The sequence below is a fragment of the Pseudoalteromonas sp. SCSIO 43210 genome (genome assembly GCF_054133285.1).
The window spans coordinates 1,377,784-1,391,955 of record NZ_CP087225.1 but is presented as its reverse complement, the minus strand read 5'-3'; the positions used below and the strand labels follow the sequence as shown (position 1 = coordinate 1,391,955).

Annotated in this window: 11 protein-coding genes; 7 read left to right on the top strand and 4 right to left on the bottom strand. The window is 38.0% G+C overall.

Translation table 11 applies throughout. The features are described from left to right. Positions 1–108 precede the first annotated feature (108 nt). The 3 genes from LOS73_RS06180 to LOS73_RS06170 all read left to right on the top strand — a co-directional run bounded on the left by LOS73_RS06180 (position 109) and on the right by LOS73_RS06170 (position 7,650). The gene (locus tag LOS73_RS06180; RefSeq protein WP_033029809.1) at positions 109–963 is read left to right on the top strand and encodes a S1/P1 nuclease; all 855 of its coding nucleotides are present in this window, start codon (positions 109–111) and stop codon (positions 961–963) included. A gap of 43 nt (positions 964–1,006) precedes the next feature. Further along, positions 1,007–4,180, top strand: a complete 3,174-nt coding sequence (locus LOS73_RS06175) for a TonB-dependent receptor (protein WP_033029807.1) — start codon at positions 1,007–1,009, stop codon at positions 4,178–4,180. 341 nt (positions 4,181–4,521) lie between these two features. Continuing rightward, positions 4,522–7,650: a TonB-dependent receptor gene (locus LOS73_RS06170; protein ID WP_007375547.1), complete on the top strand. Its 3,129-nt coding sequence runs from the start codon at positions 4,522–4,524 to the stop codon at positions 7,648–7,650. 51 nt (positions 7,651–7,701) lie between these two features. Here LOS73_RS06170 and LOS73_RS06165 read toward each other — a convergent pair whose 3' ends face one another. Next, positions 7,702–8,133, bottom strand: a complete 432-nt coding sequence (locus tag LOS73_RS06165) for a MarR family winged helix-turn-helix transcriptional regulator (RefSeq protein ID WP_007375548.1) — start codon at positions 8,131–8,133, stop codon at positions 7,702–7,704. A 151-nt stretch (positions 8,134–8,284) separates the two neighbouring features. Between LOS73_RS06165 and hmgA the strand changes: the two genes are divergently transcribed. Both hmgA and maiA read left to right on the top strand, forming a co-directional pair. Then, a complete protein-coding gene (hmgA, locus tag LOS73_RS06160) occupies positions 8,285–9,586 on the top strand; it encodes a homogentisate 1,2-dioxygenase (protein WP_007375549.1) in 1,302 nt (433 codons plus the stop codon). 2 nt (positions 9,587–9,588) lie between these two features. Beyond that, positions 9,589–10,218, top strand: a complete 630-nt coding sequence (gene maiA / locus LOS73_RS06155; protein WP_007375550.1) for a maleylacetoacetate isomerase — start codon at positions 9,589–9,591, stop codon at positions 10,216–10,218. Between the two features lie 11 nt (positions 10,219–10,229). Here maiA and LOS73_RS06150 read toward each other — a convergent pair whose 3' ends face one another. Further along, entirely contained in the window at positions 10,230–10,463 is a 234-nt protein-coding gene (locus LOS73_RS06150) for a TIGR02647 family protein (protein ID WP_007375551.1), read from the bottom strand. Between the two features lie 122 nt (positions 10,464–10,585). Between LOS73_RS06150 and LOS73_RS06145 the strand changes: the two genes are divergently transcribed. Together LOS73_RS06145 and LOS73_RS06140 are read left to right on the top strand one after the other, a co-directional pair. Beyond that, positions 10,586–10,888 (top strand): DUF1496 domain-containing protein, encoded by a 303-nt coding sequence (locus tag LOS73_RS06145; RefSeq protein ID WP_033029801.1) that lies wholly within the window; start codon positions 10,586–10,588, stop codon positions 10,886–10,888. Between the two features lie 54 nt (positions 10,889–10,942). Further along, positions 10,943–11,251 (top strand): VF530 family protein, encoded by a 309-nt coding sequence (locus tag LOS73_RS06140; protein ID WP_033023078.1) that lies wholly within the window; start codon positions 10,943–10,945, stop codon positions 11,249–11,251. Positions 11,252–11,301: 50 nt separating this feature from the next. Here LOS73_RS06140 and LOS73_RS06135 read toward each other — a convergent pair whose 3' ends face one another. Then, the gene (locus tag LOS73_RS06135; RefSeq protein WP_033029794.1) at positions 11,302–12,921 is read right to left on the bottom strand and encodes a diacylglycerol kinase family protein; all 1,620 of its coding nucleotides are present in this window, start codon (positions 12,919–12,921) and stop codon (positions 11,302–11,304) included. Between the two features lie 560 nt (positions 12,922–13,481). Then, complete coding sequence (locus LOS73_RS06130; protein WP_033029791.1) at positions 13,482–14,108, bottom strand: TetR/AcrR family transcriptional regulator; 627 nt, start codon at positions 14,106–14,108, stop codon at positions 13,482–13,484. Between the last annotated feature and the right edge of the window lie 64 nt (positions 14,109–14,172).

The following is a 14,172-nucleotide window of genomic DNA, read 5'->3' as shown; positions in this document are numbered from 1 at the left end:
TAAGAAAGTATGAATTTTAATAAGTCCTTCCTATCAACATTAAAAGTGAGGACAATTGACCGCATTAGCTTATAGCAACCCCATGAAATATTCATTTAGGAAGTTCTAATGCATAACAATATAAAATACTCGATATCTTCTGTGCTTTTGATTAGTGCAATATTCACAAGCACTAACTCATACGCTTGGGGTCAAAATGGCCATCGTATTGTAGGGAAGATTGCAGAATCTCATATAAGCGAAACAACAAAAACGGCAATACAACCCTACCTTGATGGTGAGTCACTTGCGCAAATATCAACGTGGCCTGATGAAATGCGCTCTGCTCCTGGCGACTTTTGGCAAAAGAAATCATCTCGTTGGCATTACATTAACGCAGCCCCAGGAAAATCTTTCAGCTTCAATCACGATCACACTAAAAACAAAGAATCTGTAAGTAATATCCTAGAAGGCATTCACTATTCAATGCAAACGCTCACTGATAAAAATAGCACCTTGGATGCTAAACAGTTCAGTTTACGTTTTTTAGTACATTTGGTGGGCGACAGTCACCAACCATTTCATGCGGGTCGAGGTGAAGACAGAGGTGGTAACCGTATCAAGGTTTCATTTTTTAACGAAGAAACAAACCTTCACAGCCTTTGGGATACTAAGTTAATCGAAAACCAGAACTTGTCTTACACCGAATTTGCACAATTTATTGATACAAACAATAAAGAACTAATTGCTGAGTATTTACAAAGCTCACCTAAAACTTGGGTTGAAGAATCTCATAATTTAGCAACAAAAATTTATAAATATACCAACGATGAAATTGGTTATAGCTACATATATAACAACACTCCGATTATAAAAACGCGCTTACAACAAGCAGGTATTCGACTAGCTGGATTACTAAATGCCTTATTTGACCCTTCTGCAAAAGAGTTAGAAACGGCGCTGAAAATGACGACTGACAAATAAACTGTATTAAATTTATATAACCTACACACGGGAAATCAACATTATGACTAAGCTTCGCCTTTCGAAATTAACTGGAGCGGTAATTTTAGCTCTAGGTGTTTCTACAAGCGCAATGGCTGCTGATACTTCATCTGCAATGCGTGGTAAAATCACAACGCCTTCAGGTGGCAGTGCTGCAAACGTTAAAATCAAAGTAGTTCACCAACCAACGGGAACTATTAGCGAGCTCACTACAAACGAAAGTGGTACGTTTATCGCTAATGGTTTACGTGTAGGTGGTCCTTACATGGTGATCATCGATTCTGATACGTTTAACGACACAACGGTTGAAAATATCTACTTAAACCTTGGTGAAACTTACCGTTTAAGCTCACAGCTAGCTCCGCTAAACATCGAAAAGATTGAAGTGTCTGGTTATAAGATTGTTCAACAATCAGGTGGCTCAAGCAGCTCTTTTGGTTCTGATACTATTGAGAACATGCCAAGCTTTAATCGCGACATTAAAGATATTGCGCGCTTAAACCCACTTGCCAGTATTAATGGTAATGGTGAACTAACGTTTGCAGGTAGTAACCCTCGTACCAACGGTTTAACAGTTGACGGTATTGGTCAAAATGATGACTTTGGCTTGAACTTTGGTGGCTACCCTACTTCTCAGCCTCCTGTAGCACTTGATGCTATTGAACAAGTCTCTGTTGATGTATCGCCATTTTCGGCTTCTAAAGGTAACTTTGGTGGCGGTACTATTAATGCAGTAACAAAATCTGGTACAAATGAGTTCAAGTTTTCTGGCTTTTACGAAATATCTACTCCTGAGATAGCTGGCGATGTTGATAATATTGTACAAGAAGACGATCTTGATGAGCTAGGTCATAAAACTTACTCTACAAATAAAGTAGAGCCGATTAAAACTGAAGAAAGATTTGGTTTTAACGTTGGTGGAGCGATTATTGCTGATGAACTGTTTTACTTTGTTAACTATGCAGAATGGTCAAGTGAATTAGATCTAGATTACGGCTTTGACGGCTCTGGTGCTTCAAATGAATTTAATACTTCTGAAGCTAACTATAATCGTTTTATTTCTATTTTAAATAATGAATACGGCTTAACTGATTCATTAGCCGGTGCGCCAGAAGATACAAACAAAAACTTGCTTGTTAAATTAAGCTGGAACGCAAGTGATGACCATCGTTTAGATTTCACTTATCAATGGCAAGACGACCAAGATGAGCGTAACTCTAGCACAGGCGGTGATAATATAGCCTTAGTTTCAAGTACTTATGCATACGTAACTAAGTTTAATAACTTTTCATCTAAGCTTTACTCTGATTGGACTGAAAACTTTTCAACAGAAATTGGTGTGTCGTATAAAGATGTTACCTCTGATAGCGCAACTCGCTCTAACTTAGGAAGCATTACTGTTGAGGAAGACGGTCGAAATGGTCCTTCTTACAACTTTGGTACAGATCAATACCGCCATGCAAACCGTTCAGAAACACAAAACCTAACTTTTACGTTAGACGCTACGTATTTAATGGATGAGCATGAAATAAACTTTGGAGCTCAGTACGAGTCACTTCGTTTATATAACTTGTTTGCTCAAAACTCTCTTGGAACGTGGAAATTTGATAGCTTAGAAAATTTTGAAAACCGTGAAATTGGTTCTTATGATTTCTCTTATCAAAATGCTTACACTAATGATTCAGCTGATACAGCATATGATGTAAGACGTAACCAGCTAGCGCTTTACATAGAAGATACTTTTTATGTAGGTGACGATTTAGAAGTTACAGCAGGTATTCGTTATGAGCGCTTATCATCTGATGATAAACCAACTCTAAATGAAAACTTTGCTAATACGTATGGCTTTACTAACCAAGAAAATCTTGATGGCCTAGATATTATACTTCCTCGTGTTGGCTTTAAGTACTACGTAACAGAAGCGCTTACTATTAATGGTGGTATTGGTCGTTTCCAAGGCGGCATTCCAAATGTTTGGTATAACAATTCATTCCAAAGTGATGGCATTACTTTAGTATCAGCACAAAACGATGTAATTAATGATTACTATGCAAATAACACAGCTGATATTACTCAGGTTCCTGATGAAATAAAAAATACATTAGAGCAAGGTGCTGGTAGCGTTGCGTATATCGACCCTGACTTTAAATTGCCTTCAAGCATTCGTACTCAAATAGGTTTTGAATATGAGTTTGATTCTGAACTATTAGGTGATGGCTTTAAATGGCAAGCAGAGATTGCTTATCATAAAAAAGAGAATGAAGCGGTATGGCATAATTCGTCTATTAACCCAGTAGGCTTAGCAGCGGACGGCGAACGTGTTATCAATCAAAGTATTTACAGTGGCGATAATGTTGACATAGAAATGACTAATTCATCGGATGATGGTCGTTCAATTATTATTTCAACGGGTATTGCTAAACAATGGGACAATGGCCTGTTTGTATCGGCAAGCTATGCTCACCAAGATGTTACAGAATCATCAGCAGGTTCAGCCTCTCAGGCAGAAGGTAACTATAAGCACAATATTACAGTAAATCGTAATGAAGATATTGCAGCACGTGGCTTTTACGAAGTTGAGCACAGCTTTAAAATTAACTTAGCATATAACACTGAAATTTTTGAAGGATATGCTACTAAATTTAACGTGTATTTTGAGCGTCGTTCAGGTCGCCCATTTAGTTATACTATGAATATGTATAAAAAAGGTGATTTAGGAGATACAAGCTCTTTATTCTCTAATGGTGCCTACTTACCTTATATTCCTACAGGTGCTGATGATCCGAATGTAAATTGGGCTGATTCTAAAATGACTTGGGCTGAGTTAGAACCGTTATTAGAGCGTGCTGGTATATCTCAACGTGGTGGTATTTTAGGTAAAAACACAGCAACTCAGCCTTGGGTAACAACCATGGATGTAAGCATCAAGCAAGAAATACCTGGCTTTGCACAAGGTCACAGTGGTGAGGTTTACTTTATGATTGATAACTTCGCAAACCTTTTAAACAGTGACTGGGGTATAGAAAAGCGCTTAGGTTACTCTAACCAAACTATTTATGACTTTGGTGGTCTTGATGATCAAGGCAGATATAAAATAGACAACAGTTTTGGCGGTGCGGATGTGCGTAATTACTCGCAAATCAGTTCATCGTCATCAGCTTGGCAGGCTAAAGTTGGTATCAGCTACAAATTTTAAGCCTTAAAAACAATACAAATAACGTGTTAAGTTATTTGTAAATCACAATAAACCCATTGCAATTTGTAATGGGTTTTTTCATATTCCTCCCTATAATTTCACATGTTTGTCATAAAGCCCGCGTAATATATACCCCGATATAGAGTTATTGCTCAAAAAAACACTCAAATAGACAAAAATAGTACTATTTATTAAAAATATATTGCAGTTGTATTTTATTTGTAACGAATAAATGAGGTACACTAGTAACGGATTTTGAATAAATGAACTTCGACTGTTTATTTTTCAAAATTTAAAATAAAAATATAAAAATTTAATTATTAACTACACGGGAAAATTAAATGAAAACTCAATTACGCAAAACAGCTCTTTCACTTGCTATTGCAGCATGTGTTGGTGTAAGTGGCGCTGCAATGGCTAACGAAACGACCTCTGCAATTAAAGGTCAAGTAATGGGGCCTAATGGCAACCCAGCAGCCGGCACTAAAGTAACAATTTTACACGTGCCTTCTGGATCAGTAAAAACAACTGAAGTAAATGACGCTGGTTATTTCACAGCCAAAGGCCTACGTGTTGGCGGTCCTTATAAAGTAATTGTTGATTCTGATGTATATGCAGACCAAGAATTCAATAACATTATTCTTAATATTGGTAACGACTACCCAGTAAACGTTTCTCTTGAGTCACAATCAAGCATGGAACAAATTGTAGTTTCTGGCGCGCCAATTAGCTCTATGTCTGGTGGTACTGGTCCGGCGTCTACATTTACGCTAACTGATCTTGAAAATACACCAGCTATTAACCGTGATTTAAAAGACATTATCCGTATTGACCCACGTATCACAATCGATGATAGCCGTGGTTCAATTAACTGTGGTGGTGGTAACCCTCGCTACAACAGCTTAACGCTAGACGGCGTTCGTATGAACGATAACTTCGGCTTAAGCTCAAATGGTTACCCAACTATTCGCGCCCCTTTCTCTTTTGATTCAATTGAACAAGTTTCAGCTGAACTTGCACCGTTTGACGTTCAATACGGTGGTTTTACATCGTGTAACATCAACGCAGTAACCAAATCTGGTGGCAATGATGTTCATGGCGCTGTTTTCTATGATTACACTAGCGACTCTTTCAAGGGTGATAAAATTGAAGGTGATGACGTTGATAACGGTAACTATACTGAAAAACGTTACGGCTTCAACGTAGGTCTTCCACTAATTGAAGATAAACTATTTTTATTCACTTCATATGAAAAACTTGAAGGCGTTCAACAGTTTAACTACGATGGTTTAAGCAGCGGTAGTGTAACTGCTGATGATATTTCTCGAATTCAGAGCATTTCTCAATCTGTTTACGGTTATGATGCCGGTGGTATGCCTTCAAGTATGCCTGTTGAAGATGAAAAAATACTAGTTAAACTAGATTGGAACATCAACGAAGATCACCGCGCAAACTTAATCTACAACTACAACGATGGTAATACTGTTTCACAGTCTGATACTGGCTCTAGCCGTGTATCACTATCTAACCACTTTTATGACCAAAGTGCAGAATTCACTTCAATCATTGCATCTGTTTACTCTGATTGGTCAGATGACTTCTCTACTGAAGTTCGAATTGGTAAATCTGAGCTTGATGCAACAGTACAATCACTAGATGCAGCAAGCAGCTTTGGTGAAATGCAAATTCGTACCGACGATGGTGGTACAGTTTATATTGGTCCAGATGATTCACGTCAATCAAATGACTTAGATTACGATACAACTACATTTAAAGTTGCAGGTACTTACTACCTTGATCAACATACAATTACTGCTGGTTATGAGTTCGAAGAGTTAGATGTATTTAACTTATTCGTTCAGCATACTGAAGGTGAATATCGTTTTGACTCAATAAATAATTTTGAGGCAGGTCTTGCCGACCGTATCTACTACAATAATGCGGCAGGTACGAATGATCCAAATGATGCTGCTGCGAGCTTTTCATACGCTCAACATACATTTTACGTGCAAGACGAGTACTCGTTCACTGATTTAGATGCAAACATCACGTTTGGTCTACGTTATGATAAATACACCAGTGATGATGCACCTAACTTAAATCAAAACTTTACTGATCGCTATGGCTACAGCAACCAAAGTACATTTGATGGTATTGATTTAATTCAACCTCGTGTAGGCTTCCAATGGTACGCTACAGACGCACTTGAAGTACGTGCAGGCGTTGGCTTGTTCTCAGGCGGTAATCCTAACGTTTGGTTATCAAATTCATATTCGAATGATGGTATAACAAACATTGGTACATTACTTCGCGATGACGATAATAAAATTGATTTATTCAATACAGCTAATGTAAATGCTGGTAAACCAGGTTTTGAAGTTCCTCAGCAATTATTTGATGAGGTTGGTAATACTGTAATCGGCTCAGGTGATTCAGCAACAAACGCTGTTGACCCAGACTTCGAAATTCCTTCAGAATGGAAGTATTCACTTGGTGCAACATACACAACTGAAAACGAGTATGTTATTTCACTTGATTACTTATACTCTAAGAAAAGAGACGCTGCATTAACGCGTGACATCGCTCTTCAAGATAGCGGCGAAAATACTTTTGACGGTCGCCCTATCTACGAGTCAATTGAAGGTCGCAAGGAGGAATACCTTCTTACAAATGTAACTGGTGATAGCGGTGATTCATCGGTTATCTCATTAGCGGTTAGCAAGATGTTTGATAATGGTGTGAGCGTAAACTTTGGTTATGCATACACAGATTCTGATGATGTTAACCCAATGACTAGCTCTACAGCAGGTTCTAACTACGGTAATATTGCGCTAACAGATCCAGGTAACCCAGGTGTTGCTTCATCTGATTACGAAATCCCACATCGTTTTACTATGACTCTTGGTTATAGTCATGAGTTTGTTGATGGATTTGCTACTCGCTTTAACCTATTCGGTGAAGCATATAAAGGCTTACCTTACAGCTACACATTTGATGGCAGTGATAGCAAATTCGGTGACTCAAACTGGAATGGCAACCGCCAGCTATTGTATGTTCCACTAGAAAACGATCCTAACGTTGTTTACGACATGAGTGCTGCTGATATCAATGAATTCAATGAATTTATTGCATCAAATGGTTTAAAACGTGGTCAAACGACTAGCCGTAACGCAGAGAACTCTGATTGGTTTGTTAAGTTTAACTTTAAAGTGACACAAGAGCTTCCAGGTTTTATGGAAGGTCACAAAGGTGAAGCATTCTTCGTAATTGATAACCTTACAAATCTGTTAAACGATGATTGGGGCGTACTTAAGAAAGGTCCTTTCGTAGGCGCTAGCATGATTTCAACATCAATTGATGAAGAAGGCCGCTACGTATACTCAGACTTTAACAAAAACAACGCAAATACATCAGTACAATCTGATGCGTCTTTATGGCAAATGCGTGTAGGTGTTCGTTACACTTTCTAATTTAGAATTGTAAACAAATACATTTTTTAAAAGCCCACTTTGTGGGCTTTTTTATGCTTTTAATTTATTATTTAACTTTTCAAAAATACTCACTAATACTCCGTATTCTTCGTTGGTTAAAGTGCTCAGTAATTGTTTTTCCCAATTCAGTGCATCGGGCGCTATATTTTCATATAAGCTTTGCCCTGCTTTGCTCAGTACAAGTAAGGCCGCGCGTTTGTCTTGTGCATTTAACTCACTTTTCACTAAACCTTTATCTATTAAAACTTTTACCGCACGCGACACTGTCGACTTATCCATGTTTGCTTGCGTGCATAAATCCTTTGCGTTGCTCTGGCCATACTGCGCTAAGTTAGCAAGTATTCGCCACTGGGGAATATTTAAACCGTACTTAGTTTGATAAACCTCGGCAAAGTCGTTACTTACACGTGTTGCTACATTCGTTAATTGATAAGGTAAAAACGTTGCTAAATCAATTTTCATTTTTGGTTATCCCAGCTTTATAAGGCTTACTTTGGTGTTCATTAATATTTACGCAGGTGCATACTTGCACATTTGATATTAGTCTCACTTGAGAGTATCTTAACTGAAATAAAAATAATATTAAACCAACCCCCTCTCACAGGAGTCAGTAATGGCGACACAATTAAGTTATATGACCGGTTTTGGTAATGAATTTGAAACACAAGCGCTACCCGGTGCACTGCCAATAGGGCAATTTAGCCCACAAAAGGTTAAATACGATTTATACACCGAGCAATTTAGTTCGACTGCGTTTACGGCTCCTCGCGCTTCAAATCGCCGCACTTGGTTTTACCGTCTTCGTCCGTCTGTAGTGCAAGGAGATTACCAAGCAATTGATAACGGCCTAATAAGAACAGCTCCAATCACTGAAGCCGTAACACCACCAACAATGCTACGTTGGAATCCTATTGATATGCCTTCACAGTCTACTGACTTTATTGATGGCTTGGTAACGATGGCAGCTAATGGCAATGCTAATGGGCAATCTGGTATTGGCATTCATGTATATGTCGCTAATCGGTCAATGCAAGGACGTTACTTTTGCAATGCCGATGGCGAAATGTTGTTTGTTCCTCAGCAAGGTGAGTTATTAATTCACACCGAGTGCGGTAAGTTAAGCATTAAGCCAGGTGAAATTGCTGTAATTCCCAGAGGAATTAAGTTCTCTGTTGATTTAATTGACGATACAGCCCGTGGTTATATTTGTGAAAATTATGGCCATGCTCTTGAGCTTGCCGAGCGAGGACCTGTTGGTGCAAACGGTTATGCCAACGACAGAGACTTTCAATACCCCGTTGCTGCCTTTGAAGATAAAGAAGGTGACTTTGAGCTTGTTTCTAAATTTAACGGTAATTTATTTAGCTGTGAAATTAAGCACTCTCCTTTTGATGTGGTTGCATGGACAGGTAATAGTGCGCCCTATAAATACGACTTATCGCGTTTTAATGTGATGAATACAGTGAGCTTTGATCACCCCGATCCATCTATATTCACTGTGCTAACCTCTCCTTCTGCTACTGAGGGTATGGCAAATGTCGATTTTGTGATATTTCCACCGCGTTGGATGGTAGCCGAAAATACATTTCGCCCGCCTTATTATCACCGCAATATTATGAGTGAATTTATGGGCTTGATTGAAGGTGTGTATGATGCAAAAGAGCATGGTTTTGTACCTGGTGGCGCAAGTTTACACAATTGTATGTCGCCACATGGACCTGAAGCCGACGTATTTGAAAAAGCCTCAAACGCTGAGCTTACACCACAAAAATACGAAAACACATTGGCCTTTATGTTTGAGTCGCGCTATATAATTTCACCGACAAAATATGCATTAGAAGGTAAAGAGCGCCAACTAAACTACACCGATTGCTGGCGTACTATTAAAAAACAATTTACAGGTTCACAGGATTAATTATGAAATTATACAGCTACTTTCGCTCATCAGCGGCTTATAGAGTGCGTATAGCGCTTAACTTAAAAGCAATCGATCATGAACTTGCTATTGTTAACCTTTTAAAATCGGAGCAGCTTGGGGAAGAATACTTAGCGACTAATCCGCAAGGGTTACTACCTGCACTTGAAACCGATAATGGTGTTTTAGCACAATCGCTTGCAATACTGGAATGGCTAGATGAAACTTATCCGCAATCGCCATTAATTACAGGGACTGCGTGGCAAAAGGCGCAAATAAGAAACTTAAGCTTTGCCATTGCTTGCGATATTCATCCTGTTAATAATTTACGCGTGCTGAAGTATTTATCAAACGAATTAGGTGTTGATGACGAGGCTAAAAATAAATGGTATCGACATTGGATAGAAGTTGGTTTTGAAAAAATAGAACTGATGCTAAACGAAAATGATGGCTACTGCTTTGGTGACCAACCAACACTTGCTGACATTTGTTTAGTGCCGCAAGTATTTAATGCAATTCGTTTTAACGTAGATATGAGCGCTTATCCAAAAATTGCAGCCATTTACGAACACTGTAATAAATTAGCTGCATTTAATGACGCTGCACCGCAAAATCAACCCGATGCAAATTAAGCCAATTTAGATTAACTTTGTAGCGCGCTATGAATAACCGTAACGTGCTCAATTAAATCTAAGCCCAGATCAGTTAAATATCCGCCATCTGGGCTATCTATAATCCCTTTTTCAAATAAACGTTGCGCTGCGCTAAGTAAGCTTGGCTCTGCGTCTGAATGTAATTTAATACCTTGCATTTTACTGTCGCGAGGGAATTTTGCTAATAGTGTGAATTCTTCGATCATTGTTTGATTAAATTGCATTGTGTGCACCTTTTTATTGTTCTGTGAATAACTAAGTTTATAATTAAATCACTTTGTGTACTTTACACTAGCACGTTTTTTAGCTTAATGTATTATTTTTACCCCCTATTTAAAGGCCTCTAATGCGTAACTTTTTAATTCTATGTTTTTGTTTTAGCAGCTTATCGTATTCAATACTTAGTGAAGCAACAACGCTTAAAACCCATTCAATTATTGATGCAAACCAGTTTGTAAATGAAGAATCAAACTGTTGGTATGACAACAAACGCTATAGCGAAGGGGCGTTAATACAAATTCACTCATTTACACTTTTGTGCGGTGCTAAAACACCCCAGCACAGTAACAGCCAACTCATTTGGCTTAAAATAGATAAACAAGGTAATGCTATTTACCCAACAGTTCCTAAAACAATCACTGTGAATTAGCGCTAAAAGCTGATTTGAGCTACAATGCACGCAGTTTAAATAAGTAGTATGGCTATGGATAATCAACCTAAAAACCCTTTACATGGGGTAACGTTAGAACAAATACTTGTTGAGTTAGAACAGCGACTTGGCTGGAGAACACTTGGCGAGCAAGTAAAAATCAAATGCTTTACTGATCAACCGAGCATTAAATCGAGTTTAAAGTTTTTGCGTAAAACGCCTTGGGCTCGCGATAAAGTGGAAGCACTTTATATTCACACTATAAATAACAAACCTATTCGTAGCCCAAAAAGTGCACCGAGAGAAACATCTTCTCAAGCGCCGGATACTACAGGGTTTGTTTGGCCATCAATTAAAAAATGATGTAAAAAAGGAGCTAATTTAGCTCCTTTTTTGATTGTAGCAAGCGCGATTTATTGCTCTTTACAAATCACATTTAATGAGGCTGGTTCAATAGTAATAACCAGTTTTTGAGCTGTTTTAACCTCACCGTCAAGTACATACTTAAGCTCTCCTTCGCCTGTAACCTCGACCCTTTTAGCATTTGTATGGTGCGAATTTATTGCTAAATGTGTTTGCGTTAAACTACTAAACATCAGTTCTGCAATACTTAGTACTGTAGTTGAATCTTCATTATTTGGTGTTAACCAATTTACATCGAGTAGTCCGTCACTATGATCAGGTTGCCCGCCACCTTGCGCCAATAACGTTGTAAAAGGCGCAGCATTAGCCACAATAAAGCTATTGGTGCAAATTTCTTGAGGTTCATTGTCATCAAGCTTTACGTTAAGTAACAATGATTTTTGCTCGTTAAAGGCTTGAAAAAAGCCGTTCAAATAAGCAAGTTGCCCTGATTTATTTTTGGATTTTCTATCTGCTTTTTCAATCATTGACTGCTCAAAGCCAATACCCGCAAGCAACAATACCAGTTCATTATTGCAATAAGCAGTATCTATTAAACTTGTTTGACCATTTATAATTAAATCACAAGCTTGTTCTACAGGAATAAATTTAGAGCTAATACCCATTAATACATGGGCTAGTGCATTCGCTGTACCCATTGGGATGATACCTAGTTTACATCGTGTATTTACAAGTATGCTTGCAACTTCTGCTACGGTACCATCGCCACCACACGCTATTATAATATCTGGATTTTGCGCAATTGCCTGTTTAGCAAGCTCAATACCATTAACCTCTTTTGAAGTAGTAAGCACTTTCAAATCGTAATAGGTCGATAGCCGCGCAACAATTAAATGCTCTTTTTCTTGCCATAATCGTGTACCAGATACAGGGTTTGCAATTAAAACGGCTTTGTTTTTAATCAGCAGTTCGCCTTTTTTATGGCGTTTAGCTAGATGACGAAGCTGATGCTTATTTAAGTTTGCGGTTTCGCGGGTTTCTTTTATTTGTGCAAGCACTTCATGTACATCTGCATTTTTATTTTGACTCAATAAATAAGCCGCCATAACAAAAACTGAACGCCCACGCCCTAAAGCGCAATGTACAACAACGCGATGATTTTCTTTAATATGGTGATGTATCCAATTAATAGCCTGATTTAACTGCGAATGGGTAGGAATACTATGATCGAGTACCGGAATATTTAAGTAATCAATACTTTCTTGCGTAGAGCTCCATTCGAGGCCGTCAAATTCACACGTTACATCTAAAATAGCCGTGATCCCGTTACTTTTTAATGTATCTATATCTGAGGGGAATAATCGGCAAGCTAAAAATAGATTTTCGTTTATTTGTTGAATGGGCGGTACTTTATCGCGCTTACGTGACCAAGCATTATAGATTTGTACACCAAGCAGAAATGGCACAAACGCCCAGCGTATATAAAAAGGGATCACCCCATTTTCACGTTTTCTAAATATTTTTGCAGTATTAAAAATATATGCAGTACTCACTAATAAAAGTGACAGTGCAGTCCAATAAAAAACAATAGCAAAATAAACAGAGTCCACTTCCCAACCAATAAAAATAAGCAGTAGTGCTAAAAGTGAATAACCAATTGCAGCCCACATAATTTCTCCTTGTTATAAATAATCCCGTTTTTTAATCTTAATTTAAACGGCTGTATAAATTATTTTGCAAGTATCACGCCATATAAAAAACACTTAAAACTCAAAAATATATCTTAACCAACTGATATTTAAAATAATAAAATACACTCCCTCAAGTGAACTCATTCTTTGTGCACTTTTTACAGACATGTGAATAAATTATACCTACATGTTTAGTTTCAATATCTTAACGGTTGTCGCTTGTATTAACGTATAACTCAGCCAGTATAAATAACTTGAACTCTGGAAAATAAATGGTAAGAGAAAAATAAATATGGTTCAGTACGTTAGTAATTCTCTTAACCAAAATTCAAGTTGAATAGCAATTTTTGCCTCCAAATCACCATTTCAACCGTTTACTCAATGATAATAAGAAAACAGGACCACTGTGGATAACGATACCCAACGTCCTCTTTTTAGCGCAAAAGAGCAAGGAGATACTAATGGACAAATTTGTGGGCTAAAATAAAAAAGCTAGCCAAGGTATTGGCTAGCTTACTTTTAGTCATCTATTTTTAACGTTACTGAGCTTTATCAAATGGCATCAGTAATGTTTTCATCGCAGGGCGAAGCGCTATAAGTACCGTTTCTTCGGTTAGTTCAGGGTAAAGTAACTTTCTGAGTAATAACCCTGCCATCATCGAAAATATAACATTAATTCGGCTTTCAAGTTCAAGCTCATCAATGTCTTTGAGCGCACTTCGCTCGCTTGTTAAAAGCTGCCTCATGCGCCCTCTTGCTTGAATATCAGTTTCGCGCAAAAGAGTAGCGACTTTCATATTACGACCTGCTTCTGCCATCATGTCTAAATCAATAACACACGAGCCCGTATCCATGTGTCGTTGCACACCAATATTTAAGCCATCTAAAAGAGCTGCTAAAACATCACCGGGGTGATCTTCAAACTTTTGAAAGATAGAGAACATTTCTTCCATATCTTTTTCAATAATGCTTTCTATAATGGCTTCTTTGCTTTCAAAGTAATTATAAATATGGCCTGCACTCATCCCTGCCGTTTTAGATATTTCTGCCATACCTGCACCGTGGTAACCTTTACGGCGAAAACACTCTGCAGCAGCTGTTAAAATTTGCTCACGCCTAGCAAGTGCTATCGCGGGATCTGTTTGCCTTTTTGCTTTAGGCTTCATGTTCAACTCCACTACCAAGTCATAAACTCAGTAAAGCAAGAGCTATAAATAGTCTCGCCATATA

Excerpts from the sequence above, each read along its gene's own strand:
- LOS73_RS06180 (WP_033029809.1), top strand. The coding sequence starts at position 109 with ATGCATAACAATATAAAATACTCGATATCTTCTGTGCTTTTGATTAGT.
- LOS73_RS06175 (WP_033029807.1), top strand. The coding sequence starts at position 1,007 with ATGACTAAGCTTCGCCTTTCGAAATTAACTGGAGCGGTAATTTTAGCT.
- LOS73_RS06170 (WP_007375547.1), top strand. The coding sequence starts at position 4,522 with ATGAAAACTCAATTACGCAAAACAGCTCTTTCACTTGCTATTGCAGCA.
- LOS73_RS06165 (WP_007375548.1), bottom strand. The coding sequence starts at position 8,133 with ATGAAAATTGATTTAGCAACGTTTTTACCTTATCAATTAACGAATGTA.
- hmgA (WP_007375549.1), top strand. The coding sequence starts at position 8,285 with ATGGCGACACAATTAAGTTATATGACCGGTTTTGGTAATGAATTTGAA.
- maiA (WP_007375550.1), top strand. The coding sequence starts at position 9,589 with ATGAAATTATACAGCTACTTTCGCTCATCAGCGGCTTATAGAGTGCGT.
- LOS73_RS06150 (WP_007375551.1), bottom strand. The coding sequence starts at position 10,463 with ATGCAATTTAATCAAACAATGATCGAAGAATTCACACTATTAGCAAAA.
- LOS73_RS06145 (WP_033029801.1), top strand. The coding sequence starts at position 10,586 with ATGCGTAACTTTTTAATTCTATGTTTTTGTTTTAGCAGCTTATCGTAT.
- LOS73_RS06140 (WP_033023078.1), top strand. The coding sequence starts at position 10,943 with ATGGATAATCAACCTAAAAACCCTTTACATGGGGTAACGTTAGAACAA.
- LOS73_RS06135 (WP_033029794.1), bottom strand. The coding sequence starts at position 12,921 with ATGTGGGCTGCAATTGGTTATTCACTTTTAGCACTACTGCTTATTTTT.
- LOS73_RS06130 (WP_033029791.1), bottom strand. The coding sequence starts at position 14,108 with ATGAAGCCTAAAGCAAAAAGGCAAACAGATCCCGCGATAGCACTTGCT.